The following is a 17845-nucleotide window of genomic DNA, read 5'->3' on the forward strand; positions in this document are numbered from 1 at the left end:
CCGTCGCGAAATGCCTATTCCGTCACCGCGCGCAGATGCTTGCCGTCCAGATAAAACGTAGTCATGCCATTCATATCGGTGCGATACGTCAAGACATGTGCATCCCCCAGCTCCTGCAGCACGGCCAGCTTGGGATGCCCATACAAATTACGCTGCCCCACTGAGATCGCCGCATATTGCGGCCGCACCGCCGCCAGAAACGCCGGCCTCGTCGACGTGCGGCTGCCATGATGCCCCACTTTCAGCAGGTTCGATTGCAGCCCGCCTTCCGCAATCATCTGTCGTTCGGCCGGAGCCTCCGCATCGCCCTCCAACAGCGCGCTCGTGCCTTCATACCGCAGCCGCAACACCAGGGAGTCCTCATTCGACGGGCGTCTCCCCGGCTCATAATCAGCAGAGGGCCACAACACGCGCACGCGCACGCCCCCAAACCAGAAGCGGTCTCCCGCCAGGTGCGGCACCACCTCCACGTGCATCGCCCGCGCTTCCGCGAGCACCACATCATAAGTCCGCGACTGCGGATTCTTACCCACCCACAACTGCTTCGGATGAAAATTCGCAATCACTGCCGCCATGCCGCCAATATGGTCCACATGCCCATGCGTGATTGCCACCGCATCCAGCCGCCGAATCCCCAGCGACCACAGCACCGGCGAAACCACATCTTCGCCCATGTTGAAATGGTCGTCCGGTGATTTGCCCTCCAGTCCGCCCGCATCAATCAGCAGCGTTTTTCCCTCTGGTGTAATGACCAGCAGGGAATCGCCCTGCCCCACATCAATGGCCGCCACCTCGCATGCTCTTTGGTCGTGCGTAATGGGCCTCGGCCACAGCAGCACTGCCACGCTCAAAGCCACCAGCGCCACGCCCGGAACCCACCCCATGCGCCGCCAGCGCAACATTCCCATGCCCATCACCAGCAGAACCAGGCATCCTGCCAACTGCAACGCAAGCGGCTCCGGCACACGCCAGTTTCCTAGCCGGGCATCCCCAAAATAAGTAACCAAAAATAGAACAAAATGCAGAAACAACGCCGTGCCCGCCGCCGGAATCACCGCCAGCGTAGGAACCGCCAACACGCAAAGCAAAGTCGCAATCGCCAGCGGCAAAAGAATGCCAATCAGCGGAACAATCAGCAGGTTCACCGGCAGCCCGGCAATCGTAATGCGATGAAAGTCCACAGCCATCGGCAGCGCCATCGCTGCCTCAATCGCCACCGTCACAATCACCAGTTCGGCAATTCGCAGGCAAATTCGCAATAGTTTCGGAAGCAAATACCGCATCACTCGCGTTCGCAGTGGCCAGCGCCCCTGCTGTAATAGCATCCGCAGCGTCACTCGAAACTGCGCCAGCCTGGGCGGCAGCGAGGCATCCATCGGAAGCACCCACAAACGCTCCAGCGCACGCAGATACGGCTCCACTCCACGCTCCAGCAATGGAATCGCAATTCCCGCCACGGCAAACACCGCCAGCAGCGTCATCTGAAATCCCGTGTCCGCCACTGCCTCCGGCCGCGCTGCCAGAATTCCCAGTGCCGCCAACCCAATCGCGTTCATCCGCTGCTTCTCGCGCCACACCAGCCGCGCCAGCAAATACAAGACCACCATCCACAGCGAGCGCTGCACCGGCTGTCCCCACCCCGTGAACACTGCATAGCCCCATGACAGTGCAATGGTCGCCACGGTCGCCCATCCACGGCCCATGCGCAGCCGCCGCGCCAGCCAAAAAATCATGCCAGAGAAAATCGCCAGATGCAGCCCTGAAACCACCAGCAGATGAAACGACCCCGTCCGCTCAAAACCCGTGCGCGTGGGTCCCGTCAAATAGCTGCGGTTTCCGGTCGTCATGGCCGTCAGCATCGTCGCGTCAGTAGTTGAGATTCGCAGCATCGCCGGCATCGCCAGATTCCGCTGGCTCTGCGCATACGCCATGAGCTGTTGGCCCGCGCTTTGCTGCCATGAGCGGACGCGGCACATCACCTCCGCGCGCCAGTTCATCGCGTGCGCCGGCAGCAGCCTCACCGCCGCGGCCTTCGTGCTTCCTTCCGCGCCAATGCCTTGTCCACGTAGATATTCCGCCGCATCCCAAACGCCCGGATCATGAAACTCTTCCGGCATGTGCAGCGTGCCCGTCCACTCAACCGCGTCACCGCAGCGCATCGTGGGGAAGCGCGCATCCTCGGGTGCATAGATCCCGACGCGAACACCAAAATCTGCCGGAAGCGCGAGGCCATTGATCCGCACCGCACGCAGATCAGCATATTGGCTGTGCTCCACCCGGCTCTTGCGCGAATAGAATGCGTGCCAATCTTCCTCGCGCACAGCCTGCGCCACGGCCACCATGCCTTCCACATGGTCTTCGCCGCTGACCTTGCGCCCATTGCGATTCTGGTGGCTATACTGCACCAGCAGCGCAGCGTTTTCCGTGGAGGGCTGCGGCGCAATCTCCCAACTCCACGCGCCCGCCAGCGCCATGCACGCTAGGGCCGCCGCCAGGGCGATGCCTGGCAGCACCTTTCGCAAAGTAGCCATCCATGCCACCGCAGCCATGGCAAGCATGGCCACGCCCAGCAGCGCGGGCGTGCGCCAGCACATGCGCGCAAGCAAAATGCCTGCGGCAAATCCCAGGGCGCCCAGTAGCATCGGTGCAGAAAAATACCGGCGAGAGATTTTGCGTGCCACTATGGCCACCGGGTGTTGTTCAGGAATCGCTCGCGTTGCCATGCTGCCTGCGGTTCTCCCCCGCCGGCCGCCGTATCTATTCGAGCGTCAGTTGGGCAATCGTCTCCACATGAAATGTCTGCGGAAACATATCCAACAAGTGCAGAGAGCGGAAGCGGTACCCGGATTGTAGCAACGCAAAAAGGTCGCGCGAGAGCGTTGCCGGATCACAGGAAACGTAAGTAATGTGCCGGGGGCGAATCTTGCCCAGCAGCGCCGTCACATCTTTGCCCAGGCCCGCACGCGGAGGGTCCGCCACTACCAGATCCGGCGCGGCCTTCCGCTTTCCGGCTTCCTGCGCCGCCTTGCGCAGAAAGTCGAGTGTCGTCGCCGCCACCACGCGTGCTCCCGGCGCGTTCACCCGCAAATCCGCGACCGACTCCGGCGCGGCCTCCACCGCCGTCACATGCTCAAACCGCGGCACCAGTGCTTTGGCAAATAGCCCGACGCCCGCATACAAATCCCATGCCGTTGCCCCGGCACGTGCCTCGCACACCGCCGCCACCATGCGATCCACCAGAAACCGGTTCACCTGAAAGAATGCACCCGCGCTCACGCGGTACTGCAAACCGCCAGCGCCATACGTCAGCGAAGGCCCTCCCGCCGTCGCCACGCGCCGCGCAAATCCCTTACCCGCCGGCAGCGCAAACGCCGCGCATCCCGCCGCCTCGGGCAACGCGCCTTGCAGTCGCTCCCACAAAGCATCCAGTCGCTCCTGCATCTTCGCTGTCGCTGCATCGGCATACACGCTTATCAACAGGAGCTCCGTCGCATCATCGGTAAACAGTTCCACTTCGCGCGCCCATCCTGCCAGCGCTGCTTCGCACTGCTCCACCAGCACCTGCATCGCGCGCACCAGCGCTGGAGCGGCAATGCGGCACTCCTCCACGGGCAGCGTTACATGCGACTGCTCTCGCCGGTAGCCCAGCGCAAACGGCTTCGTCTCCACATGCAGCCGAATGCGGTTGCGATATCCCCACGGCTCTCCCGCAATCACCTGTATCTCAGGCAGATCCTTTAATCGCGCACGCTCCAGTGTCTCCTGCAAGATCGCCGCTTTCATGCGCAACTGTTCGTCTTCGCTCGCATGCTGATACTGGCATCCGCCGCATGCGCCGTAATACGGGCACGGCGCCGCCACGCGCTCCGCAGAGGGTTCCAGCACCTCCGTCACACGCGCTTCTGAATAAGATGCTTTGTCGGTTACAATCTCAGCTTCCACGAGCTCGCCCGGCAGAGATCGCTCCACAAAGACCGCTTTGCCCTCATGCCGCGCCAGCCCCGCGCCGCCGTAGATCGCCTTTTCGATGCGTACCTTCATGCCTGGCTCATGTAAAACAGGCTCAGTCGCGGCAGCTTATGCCGGTCCACAAGCTGCTTGTGCAAAAACTGCTGCTCAATCTGTCGAATCTGCGCCACCTGCATCTTCCGTTTATAAGGTGCCAGTTCGCGCGCGCTCTGCTCTTTCAGCGCCAGCATCTCTGCTTCACCGGTTGTGGCCACAATCGCGGTCATCAGCTTCTCTTCCAGCACCAGCAGGTTCCGCTCCAGCGCTTCCAGATCGCCGGCACATGCTGCGGAATCCGCCGCCATCTCGCGCAATCGCGTCGCAATCTCCTGCGCAGTCTCCGCGGCCAGCCCGCGCAATTGGGCCGCCATCAATGCGTCGGCCCCGCGCATCAGCCATGCCGCCACGCGCTCGCTTTCAAAGCCTTGCTGCTCGGCCTTATCCGCTTGCGTGTTGCGCGCCATGCCCACGGCCGCTTCCTGCATTTCCTGAGCTGCTTCCATCACTGCCTGCGCACACCAGGCGAGTCCGTTCACGCGCCGCGTGCGCGCATTGGGTTTGGCCTCGTGCTTGTCAAAAGCCTTGTCGATCCCGCGCAGCACGGCCTCCAGCGGAACCCCCGCCTCGCGCCAGGTCTCAATCAGTGCCCAGTCAAGCGTAGACAGCAGCAGCAGCGTGCCGCGCCGGCGCTGAAAGTGCTCTTCGATCTCCGTGAAGTAGTTGAAGTAGTTCTGCACAGCTTTTACGCGCCGCGATTTCCGCCGCTCTTCTCGCGGCTTGCGCGCTGTGCTTCATACACCAGCCGCAATCCGTCGAGCGTCAGCGTTTCATTTACTTCAGTGATGTACTTCGATTCGCCTGCCAGCACCTGTGCCAGTCCGCCTGTAGCCACGCATTTCACATCATGCCCCAGTTCGCTGATCATGCGCTCCAGTATCGAGTCCACCAGCCCGATGTGCCCCCAGAACAACCCAATCTGCAGATTGTCCACCGTGTTGGTTCCAATCATCTTCGCCGGCTTGCGAATTTCCACGCGCGGCAGCCGCGCAGCCCGCGCAAACAGTGCCTCGGCAGAAATATTCAGCCCCGGCGCAATCGCGCCGCCAATGAATTCACCCTTGCGCGACACCACATCGAAGTTGGTCGCCGTGCCAAAGTCCACCACAATCGTCGGGCCGCCATAGCGGTGAAAAGCACCAATGCAATTCGCCACGCGATCCGCGCCCACCTCCGTCGGATGATCCGTCAGAATCGGCAACCCCGTCTTCACGCCCGGCCCTATAAAGATCGGCTTGCTCGTGAAGTAGCGCTCGCAAAACTGCCGCAGCGTCCAATCCAGCGGCGGAACCACCGATGCAATCACCACATCCCGCACTGCCTCGCATACCAGCCCCTCGCTCGCCAGCAGGCTGCGCACAAGAATGCCATACTCGTCCGCCGTCTGCCCCTGCCGCGTGCTGATGCGCCATGTCGCGCGCAGTTCATCGGTTGAGCCATCGGCATGCAGGCTATAGATCGCGATGAGGGTATTCGTATTGTTGACATTCAAAACCAGCAGCATCGTTATCGTCCCCCATCATCTTCGCGCACTCCGCCAGACAGCACCGTACGAATACCATCCTGCGTGCGCACCTGCAGAAATCCCTGCGCATTCAACCCGTCGGTGACGCCTGCGAAGCCAGCGCCTTCATCCACGCGCACGCGCTTGCCACGCACCCAGCTCGACGCCCGCTCTATCCGCTCCAGAATGCTCTGCTTCGCGGCGTCCATCCGCATCGCATCGCCCAGCGCAGACATTTCGCGATCCAGAGCCTGCAGCAGCGCAACCAGCAGATCCTGCCGCGACCACTGCAGCCCGGTCTCAATCTGCAGTGAGGTTGCCATCGCATCCAGCCCTTCAGGAAACGCCATCTGCAGCACGTTGATGCCGATACCCACCACCACATGCCGCACGCGTGTCGCCTCGGCATGCATCTCAGTCAAAATCCCGCAGAACTTTTTCTTCCCGAGCATCAAATCATTGGGCCAGCGCAAGTCCGCCTGCAGTGTCGTCATCTCTTCCACTGCATGACGCACCGCCAGACCCGCGGCCAGTGAGATCCACAGCGCATCTCCCGGAGCCATCTGCGGACGCAGCAGCACACTCACATACAGTCCGCTGCCCGGCGGCGAAGCCCACGCATGCGCCCCGCGCCCGCGTCCGCCCGTCTGTTCCTCGGCCACATAAACACTGCCATGCGCGGCGCCCGCATCCCCTTCCGCCATTGCATGCGTGTTGGTCGATGTGATCGCTGGGAAGAGCGTAATCCTGCCCGCGAACGGCGTCTCTGCCAGTGCCGCGTTCATTGCGTTCAGGTCAAGGGCTTGCACCGCAGCTTCCACGTCTCAGTAAATCTCCATCTCGCTCTGGGTGCCCCATGCAAGCCAGCCTTTGGCTTGAGTGGGATCGTCATTTGCGCAATTCACTAGTAAATTTCCGCTCTGCACTGGGTGCCCCATTCAAGCCTGGTGTTGGTTTGAGTGGGGCTGTAGGTGGCTCGATTCGTTAGTAAATCTCCGCCGTGATGCGCATGCTGATGTCCGCCGCCATCACCGAGTGCGTCAACGCTCCCACTGAGATATACGTCACGCCAGTCTGCGCATATTTGCGAATGTTCTCGAGCGTAATATTGCCTGATGCTTCGGTCGGAATCTTCTCGTCGTGCTCCTTCACCATCGCCACGGCCTTCTTCACCTCAGCCGGAGTCATGTTATCCAGCAGCAGTGACTCGGCTCCATATTCCAGTGCTGTCTTCAATTCCTCAAAGTTGCGCACTTCAATGTCAATCGTCTGTCCGGGCTGCCGCTTCTTGTGCGCGCTCTCCAGCACCCGGGCCACGCCGCCGCCCAGCGAGATGTGATTGTTCTTGATCAGAATGCCGTCTGACAGGTCCAGCCGGTGATTTTCACCGCCGCCACAGCACACCGCGTACTTGTCCAACATACGAAGCCCCGGAACAGTCTTTCGCGTGTCCAGCACACGTGCTTCGGTGCCTTCAATCGCGTCCACATAGCGCCGCGTCATCGTCGCAATGCCGCTCATGCGCTGCATCAGGTTCAGAATCACCCGCTCGCAGGCTAAAATGACACGCGCATTGTGACGAATTACGGCTATCGCCTGCCCGTTCTTCACCCGCACGCCATCAAACATCTCCGGGTGGCTCACAATTTCATACCGGCGATGCTTGCGGCTGTCGAGCGCCGCAAATATCTCCAGAAATCGCGGAATACATCCCAGCCCGCTCAACGTCAGGTCCTGCCGCGCAATCACGGTAGCAGAAGCTCGCAGGTCGGCATCCACCGTGATGTCCGTCGTCACATCCCGCGTCGCCTTGTCTTCTTTCAGCGCGCCTTCCAGAATGGCTTCAATCTTTTTGCTCTTCCATTCCATCATCGTGTCCCTTTAATTCGTTGCTTCTTTCAACTCACTCAGTCCAGCGCGCGCCTTCTCCAGCAGCAACACAAGTTCTGCCGCGCGCGTGCGCAGCCCTTCCACCACATTTGCGGGAGCCTTGCTCAAAAACGCCTCATTGCCAAGTTGCCGTTCCGCATTCGCTTGCTCTTTCTCGTAGCGCGCGATTTCCTTGGTCAGGCGTTCGCGCTCCGCAGCCACGTCAATCTTCTTTTCGTAGACCACCTGCACGTCAAACTGCGGAGTCGATCGCACGCCTGCGCCTTCCGGCACCGCAGCCACTTGCTCAATGCCCGCCACGCGGGCCAGCTTCTCCACCATCGCTGCATTCGCGGCAATCGCTGCCGCTGCTCCGCCCTCCGCTCGCACCCGCACCGGAACCAGCGCTTTCTCTTCCACGCCAAGATCCTTGCGTGCCGCACGCACCTGCACAATCAACTCCTGCAGCAGCGCAAAGTCATTCTCCGCCTGCGCATCGCGCAGCGCATCTTCGCCCAGCGGATACCGTGTCAGCGCAATCGACTTCGCCGGCGGTGCGCCATTCCAGAACGCATGCCAAAGCTCTTCCGTCAAAAACGGCATGAAGGGCGAGAGCATGCGCAGCGCAGCCTCAAACACCTGCAGCAGAGTTGTTAATGCTTCTTGCTGACTGGCTGATTTGCTGACTGACTGCCCCGCTGTTTCATTGAAATCCAGCCGCAGCTTCACCGCCTCCAGGTACCAGTCGCAAAACTCGCCCCAGAAGAACTGGTACACCAGGTTCGCCGCCTCATGAAAGCGGTACTCCTCCAGCGCCCGATTCACGTCAGCCGCTGTCGCCTGCAGCCGCGACACGATCCACCGCGCTTCCAGAGCCGCATCCTTGCCCAGCATCGGCGCGGCCATCACCTTCGCCGCCTCCACATTCACTCCGGCCTGCTCCGCGCGCTCCACGTTCATAAAGATGAACCGCGCCGCATTCCATATCTTGTTGGCAAATGCGCGGTATCCCTCCGTGCGCGCTTCGCTGAAGGCAATATCGGTGCCCGGCGAGGCCATCGCCGCCAGCGTAAATCGCACGGCATCGGTGCCAAAGCGGCCCACAATCTCAATCGGGTCCACCACGTTGCCCTTGGTCTTTGACATCTTCTGCCGGTCCGCATCGCGCACCAGCGCATGAATATGCACCTCGCGAAACGGCACAGCATCCTTCAGCGTGCGCTCGCTGCCATCGGCCATCGGCACATCCAGCATGAAGTGGCAGCCCAGCATAATCATGCGCGCCACCCAGAAAAACAGAATGTCAAAGCCCGTTACCAGTTGCTGCGTCGGATAAAACGCGTCCAGATCCTTCGTATGCCGGGGCCATCCAAACACTGAGCAGGGCAGCAGTCCTGAAGAGAACCACGTGTCCAGCACGTCCGTCTCCTGCGTCAGCTTCTCGCTGCCGCAATGCACGCACTGCGCCGGAGTCTCGCGTGCCACCGTCACCTGCTGGCAGGTGCCGCAATGCCATGCCGGAATCCGGTGCCCCCACCACAACTGCCGCGACAGGCACCAGTCATGAATGTTGCGCATCCACTCAAAATAGGTCTTCGCATGCTGCTCCGGCGTGAAGCGAATATATCCTTGCTCCACAGCGGCGATCGCCTTATCGGCCAGCGGCTGAATCTTCAAGAACCATTGCGTCGAAAGCCGCGGCTCTACCACCGTCTTGCAACGGTCGCACTTGCCCACGGAGTTCGCATGCGCCTTCACCGCCACCAGCAATCCCTGCGCTTCCAGGTCCGCCAGCACGCGCTGCCGCGCCTCATAGCGTTCCAGCCCGGCGTAGGTGCCGGTATCCGCCGTCATGTGCGCCGTGTCATCCATCACGCTGATCGACGCGAGCCCGTGCCGCTGCCCAATCGCAAAGTCGTTCGGATCATGCGCCGGCGTCACCTTCACCGCGCCCGTGCCAAACTCCGCGCTCACCCACGTGTCGGTCACAATGGGAATCTCGCGGCCCACCAGGGGCAGCCGCAGCCGCTTGCCATGCAGATGCCGGTACCGTTCATCGTCGGGATGCACCGCCACCGCCACGTCGCCCAGCATCGTCTCCGGTCTTGTCGTCGCCACGGTTACAAATTCGCCAGGCTCTTCAATCACCGGATAGCGAATCTCCCAGATCGACCCCTGCTGCTCCTCATGCACCACTTCCAGATCGCTGATCGCCGTCTGGCAGCGCGGGCACCAGTTCACGATGTAGGCTCCGCGATAGATCAGCCCCTGCTCATGCATCGTCACAAATGCTTCGCGCACCGCCGCCGACAGATTCTCATCCATCGTGAAATATTCGCGCGACCAGTCCACGCTCGTGCCCAGCCGCCGCATCTGCCCAAGAATCGCGCCGCCGTAGTGTTCCTTCCACTGCCACACGCGGTCCACAAAGGCTTCGCGGCCCATCTCCTGTCGCGTCTTGCCTTCGGTCTTCAACTGCCGCTCCACCATCAACTGCGTGGCAATGCCCGCATGGTCCGTGCCCGGAACCCACAGCGTCGTCTTACCCTTCATCCGGTGCCAGCGCGTCAGAATGTCCGATTCCGCGTGCTCAAACATATGCCCCATGTGCAGGTTGCCCGTCACATTCGGCGGCGGCAGCAGCATCGTGAATACATTTGCCGGGTCCACCGGCTTCTGCTCTGCCGGGGGAACATCAAACAGCTTCTCGCGAACCCAGTACTCGGCCCAGCGATCTTCAATCGCGGTCGGGTCGTAGGCTTTGGGCAGGTCGCGGCGCGTCCCCTGCGAGGGGCTCTCGGTCATGGAAGTCGCTGGCGGATTCGGCTCTGTCATGCGGTCAAAAGTTCTCAGGTAGCTTTCTGTTTTGTACTTCTTTCTAGGATAGCGTGCCGTTCCCGCTCCGGCACCCACGCAGCACAAAGGGCCGCACGCGGCGGCCCTTTGTGCTGCGTCAGATTTGCTGCCGTTTAGAACGGATTCAGCCAGCGATGCAAGCCCTTCTTCTTCTTGTGCCTGCTCGACGACTCTTCCTTCGAGTTAAACGCGGCCTTCTTCTTCTTGTGCTTGCCGTTGGCCGCCTGATTCATGGCATGGCCGCGAGCTGTGTCGGGCACATCGTTGATCTGGCTGGGCGCCTCCGCCGGCTTCTCCGCCGCTGGCAGAGCCTTCGGTCCCGAGGAGCCAACCGGGCCTGCAATTGGCGTATTCACCGAAGGCGCAATCGCCGCGCCGTTGATCTCCGCCGGACGATCCGGCCCTGCCGGTTCTGAGTTCTCCTGCGGTGTCTGGTGAACCGACGTCTTCACGCCGCCCTGCGCGTCCACCGTCGTCGTATCGCTGCTCGTGTCCGCATTGCCCGTCGGTACATCTTCAAATGAGGCTGTGGGCGTGGACTGCTCGCCGTTGCTGTTCTTATCAGCCGCACGAATCTCAGAGGGCGTTGCCATGTGCGGGCCGCTCTGCGCCTCTACCGTGCTCTGGTTCTCATCATTCGCCGTCGGCAGCGGTTCATTCCTCAGCGCGGCAATGAATACGGCCTTTTGCTGCCGTGCGATCGCCGGCGCATACGTCTGCGGCGGATCTGTCAGCGTCGGGTTACCCACACGCACGGCCTGCACCGGCGTCGCGCCCGCGCGGCTGAAAAAGTCCAGTGCACGCGTCTTGAACTTCACCGGAACCATGCTGGCTTCCATCGCCTCGCTCTCGGCCAGAGCCTCCGGCGTCGGCGTCGGAATCTTCAGTCCCATCGCAATCAGGCGGTCCTTCGCGTTTTCCGCGTTGGGCGACATCGGATACTTCTCCACAATCGCGCTCCACGCATCCGCTGCCCGGCCGTTGTAATAGTTCAGCAGCTCCGTCTTCGCCTTGGCCGGCATGCGCATGCGGCTCACCGCCTGCGCTTCGTTCGCATAGTCATCGCCCATCAGCAGCAGATCGGCGTCTACCTTGCTGTAGAGCGGATACAGATCGGCCACCGTTTCCAGACGCGCAATCGCGCCCGGCCAATCCTCGGTGGTCGAGTAGTACGTACCCACCTCAAACTGTGCCTGCGCCAGCACTTCCTGCACGTTGCGCAGCTTCTGCTTCGCCTCCGGAATCAGTGTCGAGTCCGGGAACTGCTCAATCATCGTGCGGTATTGCTGCTCGGCCGCCACAGCATTGGTCGGGTCGCGGTCCGGACGCTCCATCTGCATGTAATAGATGTCGCCCACCTTCATCTGCGCCTCGGCAGCTTCTGGCGTATTAGGGAAGAACGTGATGAAGTCCTTGTACTCGGCCTCAGCCTGCTCCAGCGCCGCGGTGCCGCCTTCCTTGAACCACGAATCGGCCACCGCCAGCTTCGCACGCATCGCATACTCTGAGTCCGGATACGTATTCAGCAGCGTCTCCAGCTCCAGGCGCGCCACATCGTAGCGGCCCTTGCGCATCGACTTCATTGCCTTGTTAAAAAGCTCGGCGTCCGGCTGCTTCGTCTTCAGGTTCGCCAGCGGATTCGTGTCAACCTGCGAAAACCGCGTCTTCTTCTTGTGGTGGTGCTTCCTGGCAAACGCATTGGGGGCGCTGCACAGGGCAGCGCCTACGCACAGGGCCGTGACACCTTTAACCAACCGATTCATAACACCTCAAACCCGGCGCGCACTTGCCCGCGCCGCTTCCAACCTTCTTTATGCCGCCGCAGCGGCCTTGCGCGCCAGTTCCAGCAGCAGGCGTGCCTGTTGCTCGGCATGGCCTCCGCCAAATACGGCGCTCCCTGCCACCAGCAGGTCTGCCCCGGCGGTCACGACGCTGGCAATTGTCTCCGCGTCCACCCCGCCGTCTACCTCAATCCTAAACGTGAGCCCCAGCTCCTGGCGAAGTTCTTTTAGCCGCCGAATCTTATCCAGCGAAAAAGGGATGAATTTCTGCCCCCCAAACCCCGGATTCACGCTCATCACCAGCACATGATGCACCATCGGCAGCACCGGCAAAATCACCTCCACCGGGGTCGCCGGATTGATCACCACCCCCGGCTCCATCCCATGCTCCCGAATCAGGCTCAGCGACCGGTGCAGATGCGGGCAAGCCTCATAATGCACACTCATCCAGTTCGCCCCGGCCTCGGCAAACGCCGCCACAAAGTCATCCGGACGCTCGACCATCATATGCACGTCAAAGGGCAGCTTCGTATGCTTCCTGAGCGACTTCACCAGCGGCGGTCCCAGCGTCAGATTGGGCACAAAATGCCCATCCATCACATCCACATGAATGACCGTGCCGCCGCCGGCCTCAGCCGCGTGCACCTCATCGGCCAGCCGCGCAAAATCCGACGCCAATATCGAAGGAAGCAGTTCAATCACAGTACCGCCAGTGTACCAATGTCCTTCGGCAGGCGCCCCCGGCGGCCAACGGGAGCTGCGCCGAAGGCACTTTCGCCCGGACGGCCAGCCCTACATCAGCAGCTTCGGCCCATTCATCTGGCTGAGCGTTTCGCTCACCTTCGTCAGCCCGTAGCGGCAGGTGTCAAACTGCTCGGTCAGCTTCGCAAACAGCGCCGCCTCCTTCGCATACTCAAACAGGTCAAACTGCGACACGATGTAATAGCTCTCCTTGCCCGTCCGCACCAGTTCGGTAAACGTCGCGTCCTCGGCATACCGGTGCGTGTTTTCCGGATACATCCCCGTCGAAAACAGCGCAAAATCGCCGATATGCTTCCGCACCTTGCGTTCCTCGTCAAACGAGCTGGCGCGGCCATGCACCGGGTCCGAGGCCATCAGCATCAGGCCCAGGCTCCGCACCGGCTGCCCCTCCGCATCCTGCAGCGGATAAAGCTGTTCCGCTGCCGAAAAGTGCGCGAGCATCCCGGCCACATAGCCGGTCAGCTCCGGATCATCGACCGCCGTATGCGCACGAAAGCAGTGCGTCACCACGTCTTCAAAGAAGGCTTGCAGTCCATTCGACTCAGGAGTCATTCCACCTCCACCCAGGGCAGGCAGCCCTGCTGTTGAGTCACAAATTTACGGAAAAACCCATGAAAGGCAATCCCTCATTTGGATTCCCCGCGCGTATTCTTGGCACTCGCAACACGTAACTGCGAAAAATCCAAAACGGGAAATCATTCGGGGCCTTAGCCCTTGAAGGGTACGGGCTTCAGCCCGTACATCCAGCCAGTCTTGAGGATTCGGGGCTTCAGCCCCTGAGGGAATTCTCGCTCTCCGGCCAAAGCGCCCGCACAAAAGCCCGAGTCATTCTGAACCGCAACGCGGTGAACCGGGACCCCCGGGAACAGGTCTTCGTTCCCGGGGTGGGAAGAATCCCTGCGATGCTCCGGTCACCAAACACCATCCGAAGTTTCTCCCACCATCCCCCGCATCCCGGCATGGCTTCAGCCACGCCACAAACCGCCTGTCATAGAAGGGGCTTCAGCCCTTGAAGGGTACGGGCTTCAGCCCGTACATCTACCCCGTCTTGAGGATTCGGGGCTTCAGCCCCTGAGGTCCATTTCCGCACCACCCATGTGAGGGCATGGCTTTCACCCGGCCCTCAGCCCCTCAACACCCCACGATACGCCTCATACACCTTGTCAAACACCGCATCCCACGAGGCCGTCAGCGCATAGGCGCGCGCCGCCTGCCGCATCCGGGCATGCCGCTCGGGATTGCCCACAACCCCCGCAATCGCGCCCGAAAACTCCCCATCCTCCGCCACGCAGCCCGTCTCCCCATCGCGCACAATCGAGCACGGCCCGCCATCTCGCGTCACCACTGCCGGAACCCCCGACGCCAGCGCCTCCAGCACTACATTCCCAAACGTGTCCGTGTGCGAAGGGAAGACAAACAGGTCCATGCCCGCATAGGCCCGCGCCAGCGCTTCGCCGCGCAGCACGCCCGTGAACTCGGCGCGCGGCAGCCGCTCCCGCAGCCATGCCTCTTCCTGTCCTTGGCCCACAATGCGAAAGCGAAAATTCCTGAGCCCGCGCGCTTCCAGCTCCTGCTGAATCTGCGCCAGCAGCGCCACATTCTTCTCCACCGAGAGCCGCCCCACAAACCCCAGCACAAAATCGCCCGTGCTCGCTTCCGTGCGCTTCTCCGGCGAAAACAGCTCCGTGTCCACCCCGCGCTGCATCAGGTGGCAGGGCCGTCCCGTCGTGCGCTCCAGCAGCCGGCACAGCCCCTCGTTCGGGGCAAAGTTCACCTCCGCCCACGAGTAGAGCAGCGACGTCAGCCGCAAAAAGAACTCCTCAATGCCCGCGGCGCCCGCGCGCGCCAGCCCCTTTGGCAGGGAACTCAACAGCCACTGCGACCGCTTAGCCGCATACTCATGCACGTTCGTGTGCCATGAGGCCGCCATCGGAATCCGGTTCAGAATCGCCACCGCCGCAGCCATCAGACCCACATCGCTCGGGCCCGTGATGTGAACAATATCTGGCCGGAAGGCCCGCACCGTCTGGTCCATCACCCTCAGGTGGCGGAAGAAAACCGGATCGAGGTGCAAATCCTTGTCCAGCGGAACCGAGAAGATGCCGCGCCGCAGCTCCAGCGTCGTCAGCGCGCCCTCTTCGATCACCGCCGTCGGTCTGCCCCCGGCCCGCGCGCACAAAAACGGGAGCCCATGCCGCCGCGCATACGCCTCAAAGTGGCGCGACGTATGAGCGACTCCATTGATTTCATGAAAGGAATCGGGGAAGTACGCAACCCGGGGAACTGCCCTCTGGGACTCCGAAGGAAACGCCATCTGGTCAGTCTGGTTATACCTGCGCCTGAAAAATACCCGGTTAAAATCCGCTCTAACGGCGGCCCGACCGTGGTCCCGCTCCCGAACGAGACCCCGTCCCGGAACGAGACCCAGCCCCCGGCCGTGAACCTGACTTGGGCCCCGGCCTGCTTCCAGACCGCGTGCCTGGCCGTGCAGCCGGCTTGTTCCCCGCCTTCGCGCCAGATCTCGAGCCCGCTCTTTCCGTTGCTCGGGAAGCACCCTCTGGCGCCAATTTCCTCGCCGGACGTTCCGACGAGGCGCCGCCCTGTCCGCTCCGCGCGTTCTGTCCACCCTGTCCCGCGCGCCCCGGCCTGCCTGCCGCCGGTCTTCCTGCCCCGGCTCTGCCCGGCCGTCCGCCCGTGGCCGATTTCCTCGCTGGCTTCGCCTTCGGCAGCATCGTCAGCCGCTTGGTCTTCGTTGCGGCCTTCGGCTTGGGAGCGCGCTTCCGCTGCGCGGCCCGCCGCAGCGAGTCCACCTCTTCGGGGTTCAGCTCGCGCACCTCACCCGGCTCCACATCCAGCACCAGCGGGCCATACCCAATGCGGCGAATCTTCTCCACAAAGTGGCCGGTCTCCTCAAACATCTTGCGAATCTCGCGGTTCCGACCCTCAATCAGCGTCAGCTCAAACCACGGATTCTCCGCATCCCGCACCATCCGCACGCCCGCCGGAGCCGTCATCACGCGGCCCTCGCCCGGCCGTCCCCGGTCAATCATGATGCCCGCGCGAATCTGCTCCAGTTGCTCCTCCGTGGGCCGTCCGCTCACCTTCACCAGGTAAACCTTCTCCACATGCGAAGACGCCTTGGTCAGCGTATTGGCCAGCGCACCGTCATTGGTCATCAGCAGCAGGCCTTCGCTCGCATAATCCAGCCGCCCTACGGGATACAACCGCTCCCCGCCCTTCCCCCGGCCATGGAAGAACTCCATCACCGTGTGCCGCCCCTCCGGGTCGCTCACCGTCGTGACGTAACCCTTCGGCTTGTTCAGCATGAAGTAGCGCAGCTTCTCCGGCCCCTGCAGCAGCTTCCCGTCTACGCGAATGTGGTCGCTCGCCGCATCAGCCTTGAAGCCCATCTCCGTGACCACCTGCCCGTTCACCTGCACGCGTCCGGCCAGAATCAGTTCCTCGGCCTTGCGCCGCGAGGCCACGCCCGCCGACGCCAGAATCTTCTGCAGCCGCTCGCCGCCGCGAGGCTCTTCCTGTGGCGCAGCCTGCTGCGCCTTCTCCGTCCGTGGCTTGCGGCTAGGCATGAGCCGTCTCCTCTGCTTCGTCTTCTTCCGCGCCTTCGGCAGTCTCTACAACGGCTGCCTCCGCCACCACGCTCACCGCCGTGGCCACACCCGGCACGTCTTCATAAATCGTGGACTCATCCGTGACCGCAATCGCGCCGCCGTCGCCTTCCACCTCAATCTCGACACGCGGCCGTCCCAGCTCCGCTGGAGCCTCCACCGCCTCATCGGCTGCGGCGCTTTTTTCTTCCGCCTGCGCCCGGGCCTCCGTCTGCTCCTCATCAAAGGGCAGCGATTCGTTCAACTCGCCGGCCATCTTCTCAAACTCTTCCATCGATGGCAGCTCGTTCAAATCCTTGAGCCCAAAGCGCAGCAGAAATTCCTTGGTCGTCTTGTAGAGAATCGGCCGTCCAATCACCTGTTTGCGGCCCGCCGTCGTCACCAGCTTGCGGCCAATCAGCGAGCCAATCACGCCCGCCGAGTCCACGCCGCGAATCTCGCCCACCTCCGGCGCCGTCACCGGCTGCTTGTAGGCAATCACCGCCAGCGTCTCCAGCGCCTGCAGGCTCAGTTTGATGGGCGGCTTCAGGCTCCGCACAAACGCCCGCACCGAGTCGTGATACTCCGGCCGCGTACCCACGCGATAGCCTCCGGCCACCTCGCGAATCTCCATCCCGCGGTCGCTCTTCGCATACTCGGCGATCAGCTCTTCCACCGTCCGCCGCAGCTCGTCGCGAATCTCGCGCTCGCGCAGTCGCGCCAGCTTCTTCTCGTCAATCTCTTCCGGCGTTTCCGTGGCAACCGTCTCTTCGGTTGGCACCTCGGCCGTGCCCTGCGCTTCTTCTTCCGGCTCTTCCGCCGTCCCGTCTTCCGCGTTCTCCGGCTCGCTGGCCTCAAGCGTTCCGGCTTCGGCCTCTTCAGCTGGCGTCTCGGCCTCGCTCTGCGCTTCCTCTTCCGCGCCAGCGTCTTCTGCGCTCTCGACCTCGCCCTCAGCCGGGGCGGCCATCACTTCTTCGGCCTCTTCCGCATCGGCTTCAGCAATCGCAGCGGACTCCGCCGCCCGCGCCTCCGCCTCTTCGGCGGCCTCGGCCTCGCGCTGCTGCTTCTGTTCGAGCGCGTCCTCGCCAAACAACGCCGCTAGCTGCGCCAGCGTTACCGGCTCTTCAGCAGCGTAGATCACGGCTTCAATTCTTGCTTTCAGGCTCATGAAATTCTCTCTCGATACTACCGAACCTGCCCCCGAGCGCCCTCACACCCTGCGGAAAACTCGTCCCGAACCCCTTCGGGTGCCCCCGGTCCGTGGTTTCGGCCCGGCAAATGTTGCCCCGTGTCTTCGGACCCAGGAAAACTCGGGCCCCTCCTTCAAAGGCCGCCCTGAGCGCAGCCGAAGGGTACCATAACGATGCTTGTATCAGGGCACGGCTTTAGCCGGGTGCGGGGTG

General features: G+C 62.3%; 13 protein-coding genes. All 13 read right to left on the reverse strand.

Going from position 1 to position 17845, the window contains the following annotated elements:
- Positions 1–14 precede the first annotated feature (14 nt).
- Positions 15–2723, reverse strand: a complete 2709-nt coding sequence (locus ACP_RS12255) for a ComEC/Rec2 family competence protein (RefSeq protein ID WP_015897645.1) — start codon at positions 2721–2723, stop codon at positions 15–17.
- 34 nt (positions 2724–2757) lie between these two features.
- The gene (rlmD, locus tag ACP_RS12260) at positions 2758–4041 is read right to left on the reverse strand and encodes a 23S rRNA (uracil(1939)-C(5))-methyltransferase RlmD (protein ID WP_015897646.1); all 1284 of its coding nucleotides are present in this window, start codon (positions 4039–4041) and stop codon (positions 2758–2760) included.
- Positions 4038–4745 carry a hypothetical protein gene (locus ACP_RS12265; protein WP_015897647.1) on the reverse strand — a complete coding sequence of 236 codons (708 nt, stop codon included), beginning with the start codon at positions 4743–4745 and terminating at the stop codon, positions 4038–4040. Before ACP_RS12265 ends, rlmD begins: the two co-directional genes overlap by 4 nt.
- Positions 4746–4750: 5 nt before the next feature.
- A complete protein-coding gene (locus tag ACP_RS12270; protein WP_015897648.1) occupies positions 4751–5569 on the reverse strand; it encodes a type III pantothenate kinase in 819 nt (272 codons plus the stop codon).
- A 2-nt stretch (positions 5570–5571) separates the two neighbouring features.
- Positions 5572–6390, reverse strand: a complete 819-nt coding sequence (locus ACP_RS12275) for a biotin--[acetyl-CoA-carboxylase] ligase (protein WP_015897649.1) — start codon at positions 6388–6390, stop codon at positions 5572–5574.
- A gap of 163 nt (positions 6391–6553) precedes the next feature.
- Complete coding sequence (nadC, locus tag ACP_RS12280; RefSeq protein WP_041839547.1) at positions 6554–7441, reverse strand: carboxylating nicotinate-nucleotide diphosphorylase; 888 nt, start codon at positions 7439–7441, stop codon at positions 6554–6556.
- 9 nt (positions 7442–7450) lie between these two features.
- Positions 7451–10243 carry a valine--tRNA ligase gene (locus ACP_RS12285; RefSeq protein ID WP_015897651.1) on the reverse strand — a complete coding sequence of 931 codons (2793 nt, stop codon included), beginning with the start codon at positions 10241–10243 and terminating at the stop codon, positions 7451–7453.
- Positions 10244–10407: 164 nt separating this feature from the next.
- Entirely contained in the window at positions 10408–12057 is a 1650-nt protein-coding gene (locus tag ACP_RS12290) for an outer membrane protein assembly factor BamD (protein ID WP_015897652.1), read from the reverse strand.
- A 48-nt stretch (positions 12058–12105) separates the two neighbouring features.
- On the reverse strand, positions 12106–12777 hold the full coding sequence (gene rpe / locus ACP_RS12295) for a ribulose-phosphate 3-epimerase (RefSeq protein ID WP_015897653.1): 672 nt from the start codon (positions 12775–12777) through the stop codon (positions 12106–12108).
- A gap of 90 nt (positions 12778–12867) precedes the next feature.
- Complete coding sequence (locus ACP_RS12300) at positions 12868–13389, reverse strand: hypothetical protein (RefSeq protein WP_015897655.1); 522 nt, start codon at positions 13387–13389, stop codon at positions 12868–12870.
- A 571-nt stretch (positions 13390–13960) separates the two neighbouring features.
- Entirely contained in the window at positions 13961–15151 is a 1191-nt protein-coding gene (locus ACP_RS12305) for a glycosyltransferase (protein WP_015897656.1), read from the reverse strand.
- A 52-nt stretch (positions 15152–15203) separates the two neighbouring features.
- Positions 15204–16424 carry a pseudouridine synthase gene (locus tag ACP_RS12310; protein ID WP_015897657.1) on the reverse strand — a complete coding sequence of 407 codons (1221 nt, stop codon included), beginning with the start codon at positions 16422–16424 and terminating at the stop codon, positions 15204–15206.
- On the reverse strand, positions 16417–17610 hold the full coding sequence (scpB, locus tag ACP_RS12315) for an SMC-Scp complex subunit ScpB (protein ID WP_015897658.1): 1194 nt from the start codon (positions 17608–17610) through the stop codon (positions 16417–16419). The genes ACP_RS12310 and scpB overlap by 8 nt, the downstream gene beginning before the upstream one ends.
- Positions 17611–17845 lie beyond the last annotated feature (235 nt).

It is taken from the genome of Acidobacterium capsulatum ATCC 51196 (assembly GCF_000022565.1).
Lineage (GTDB): Bacteria > Acidobacteriota > Terriglobia > Terriglobales > Acidobacteriaceae > Acidobacterium > Acidobacterium capsulatum.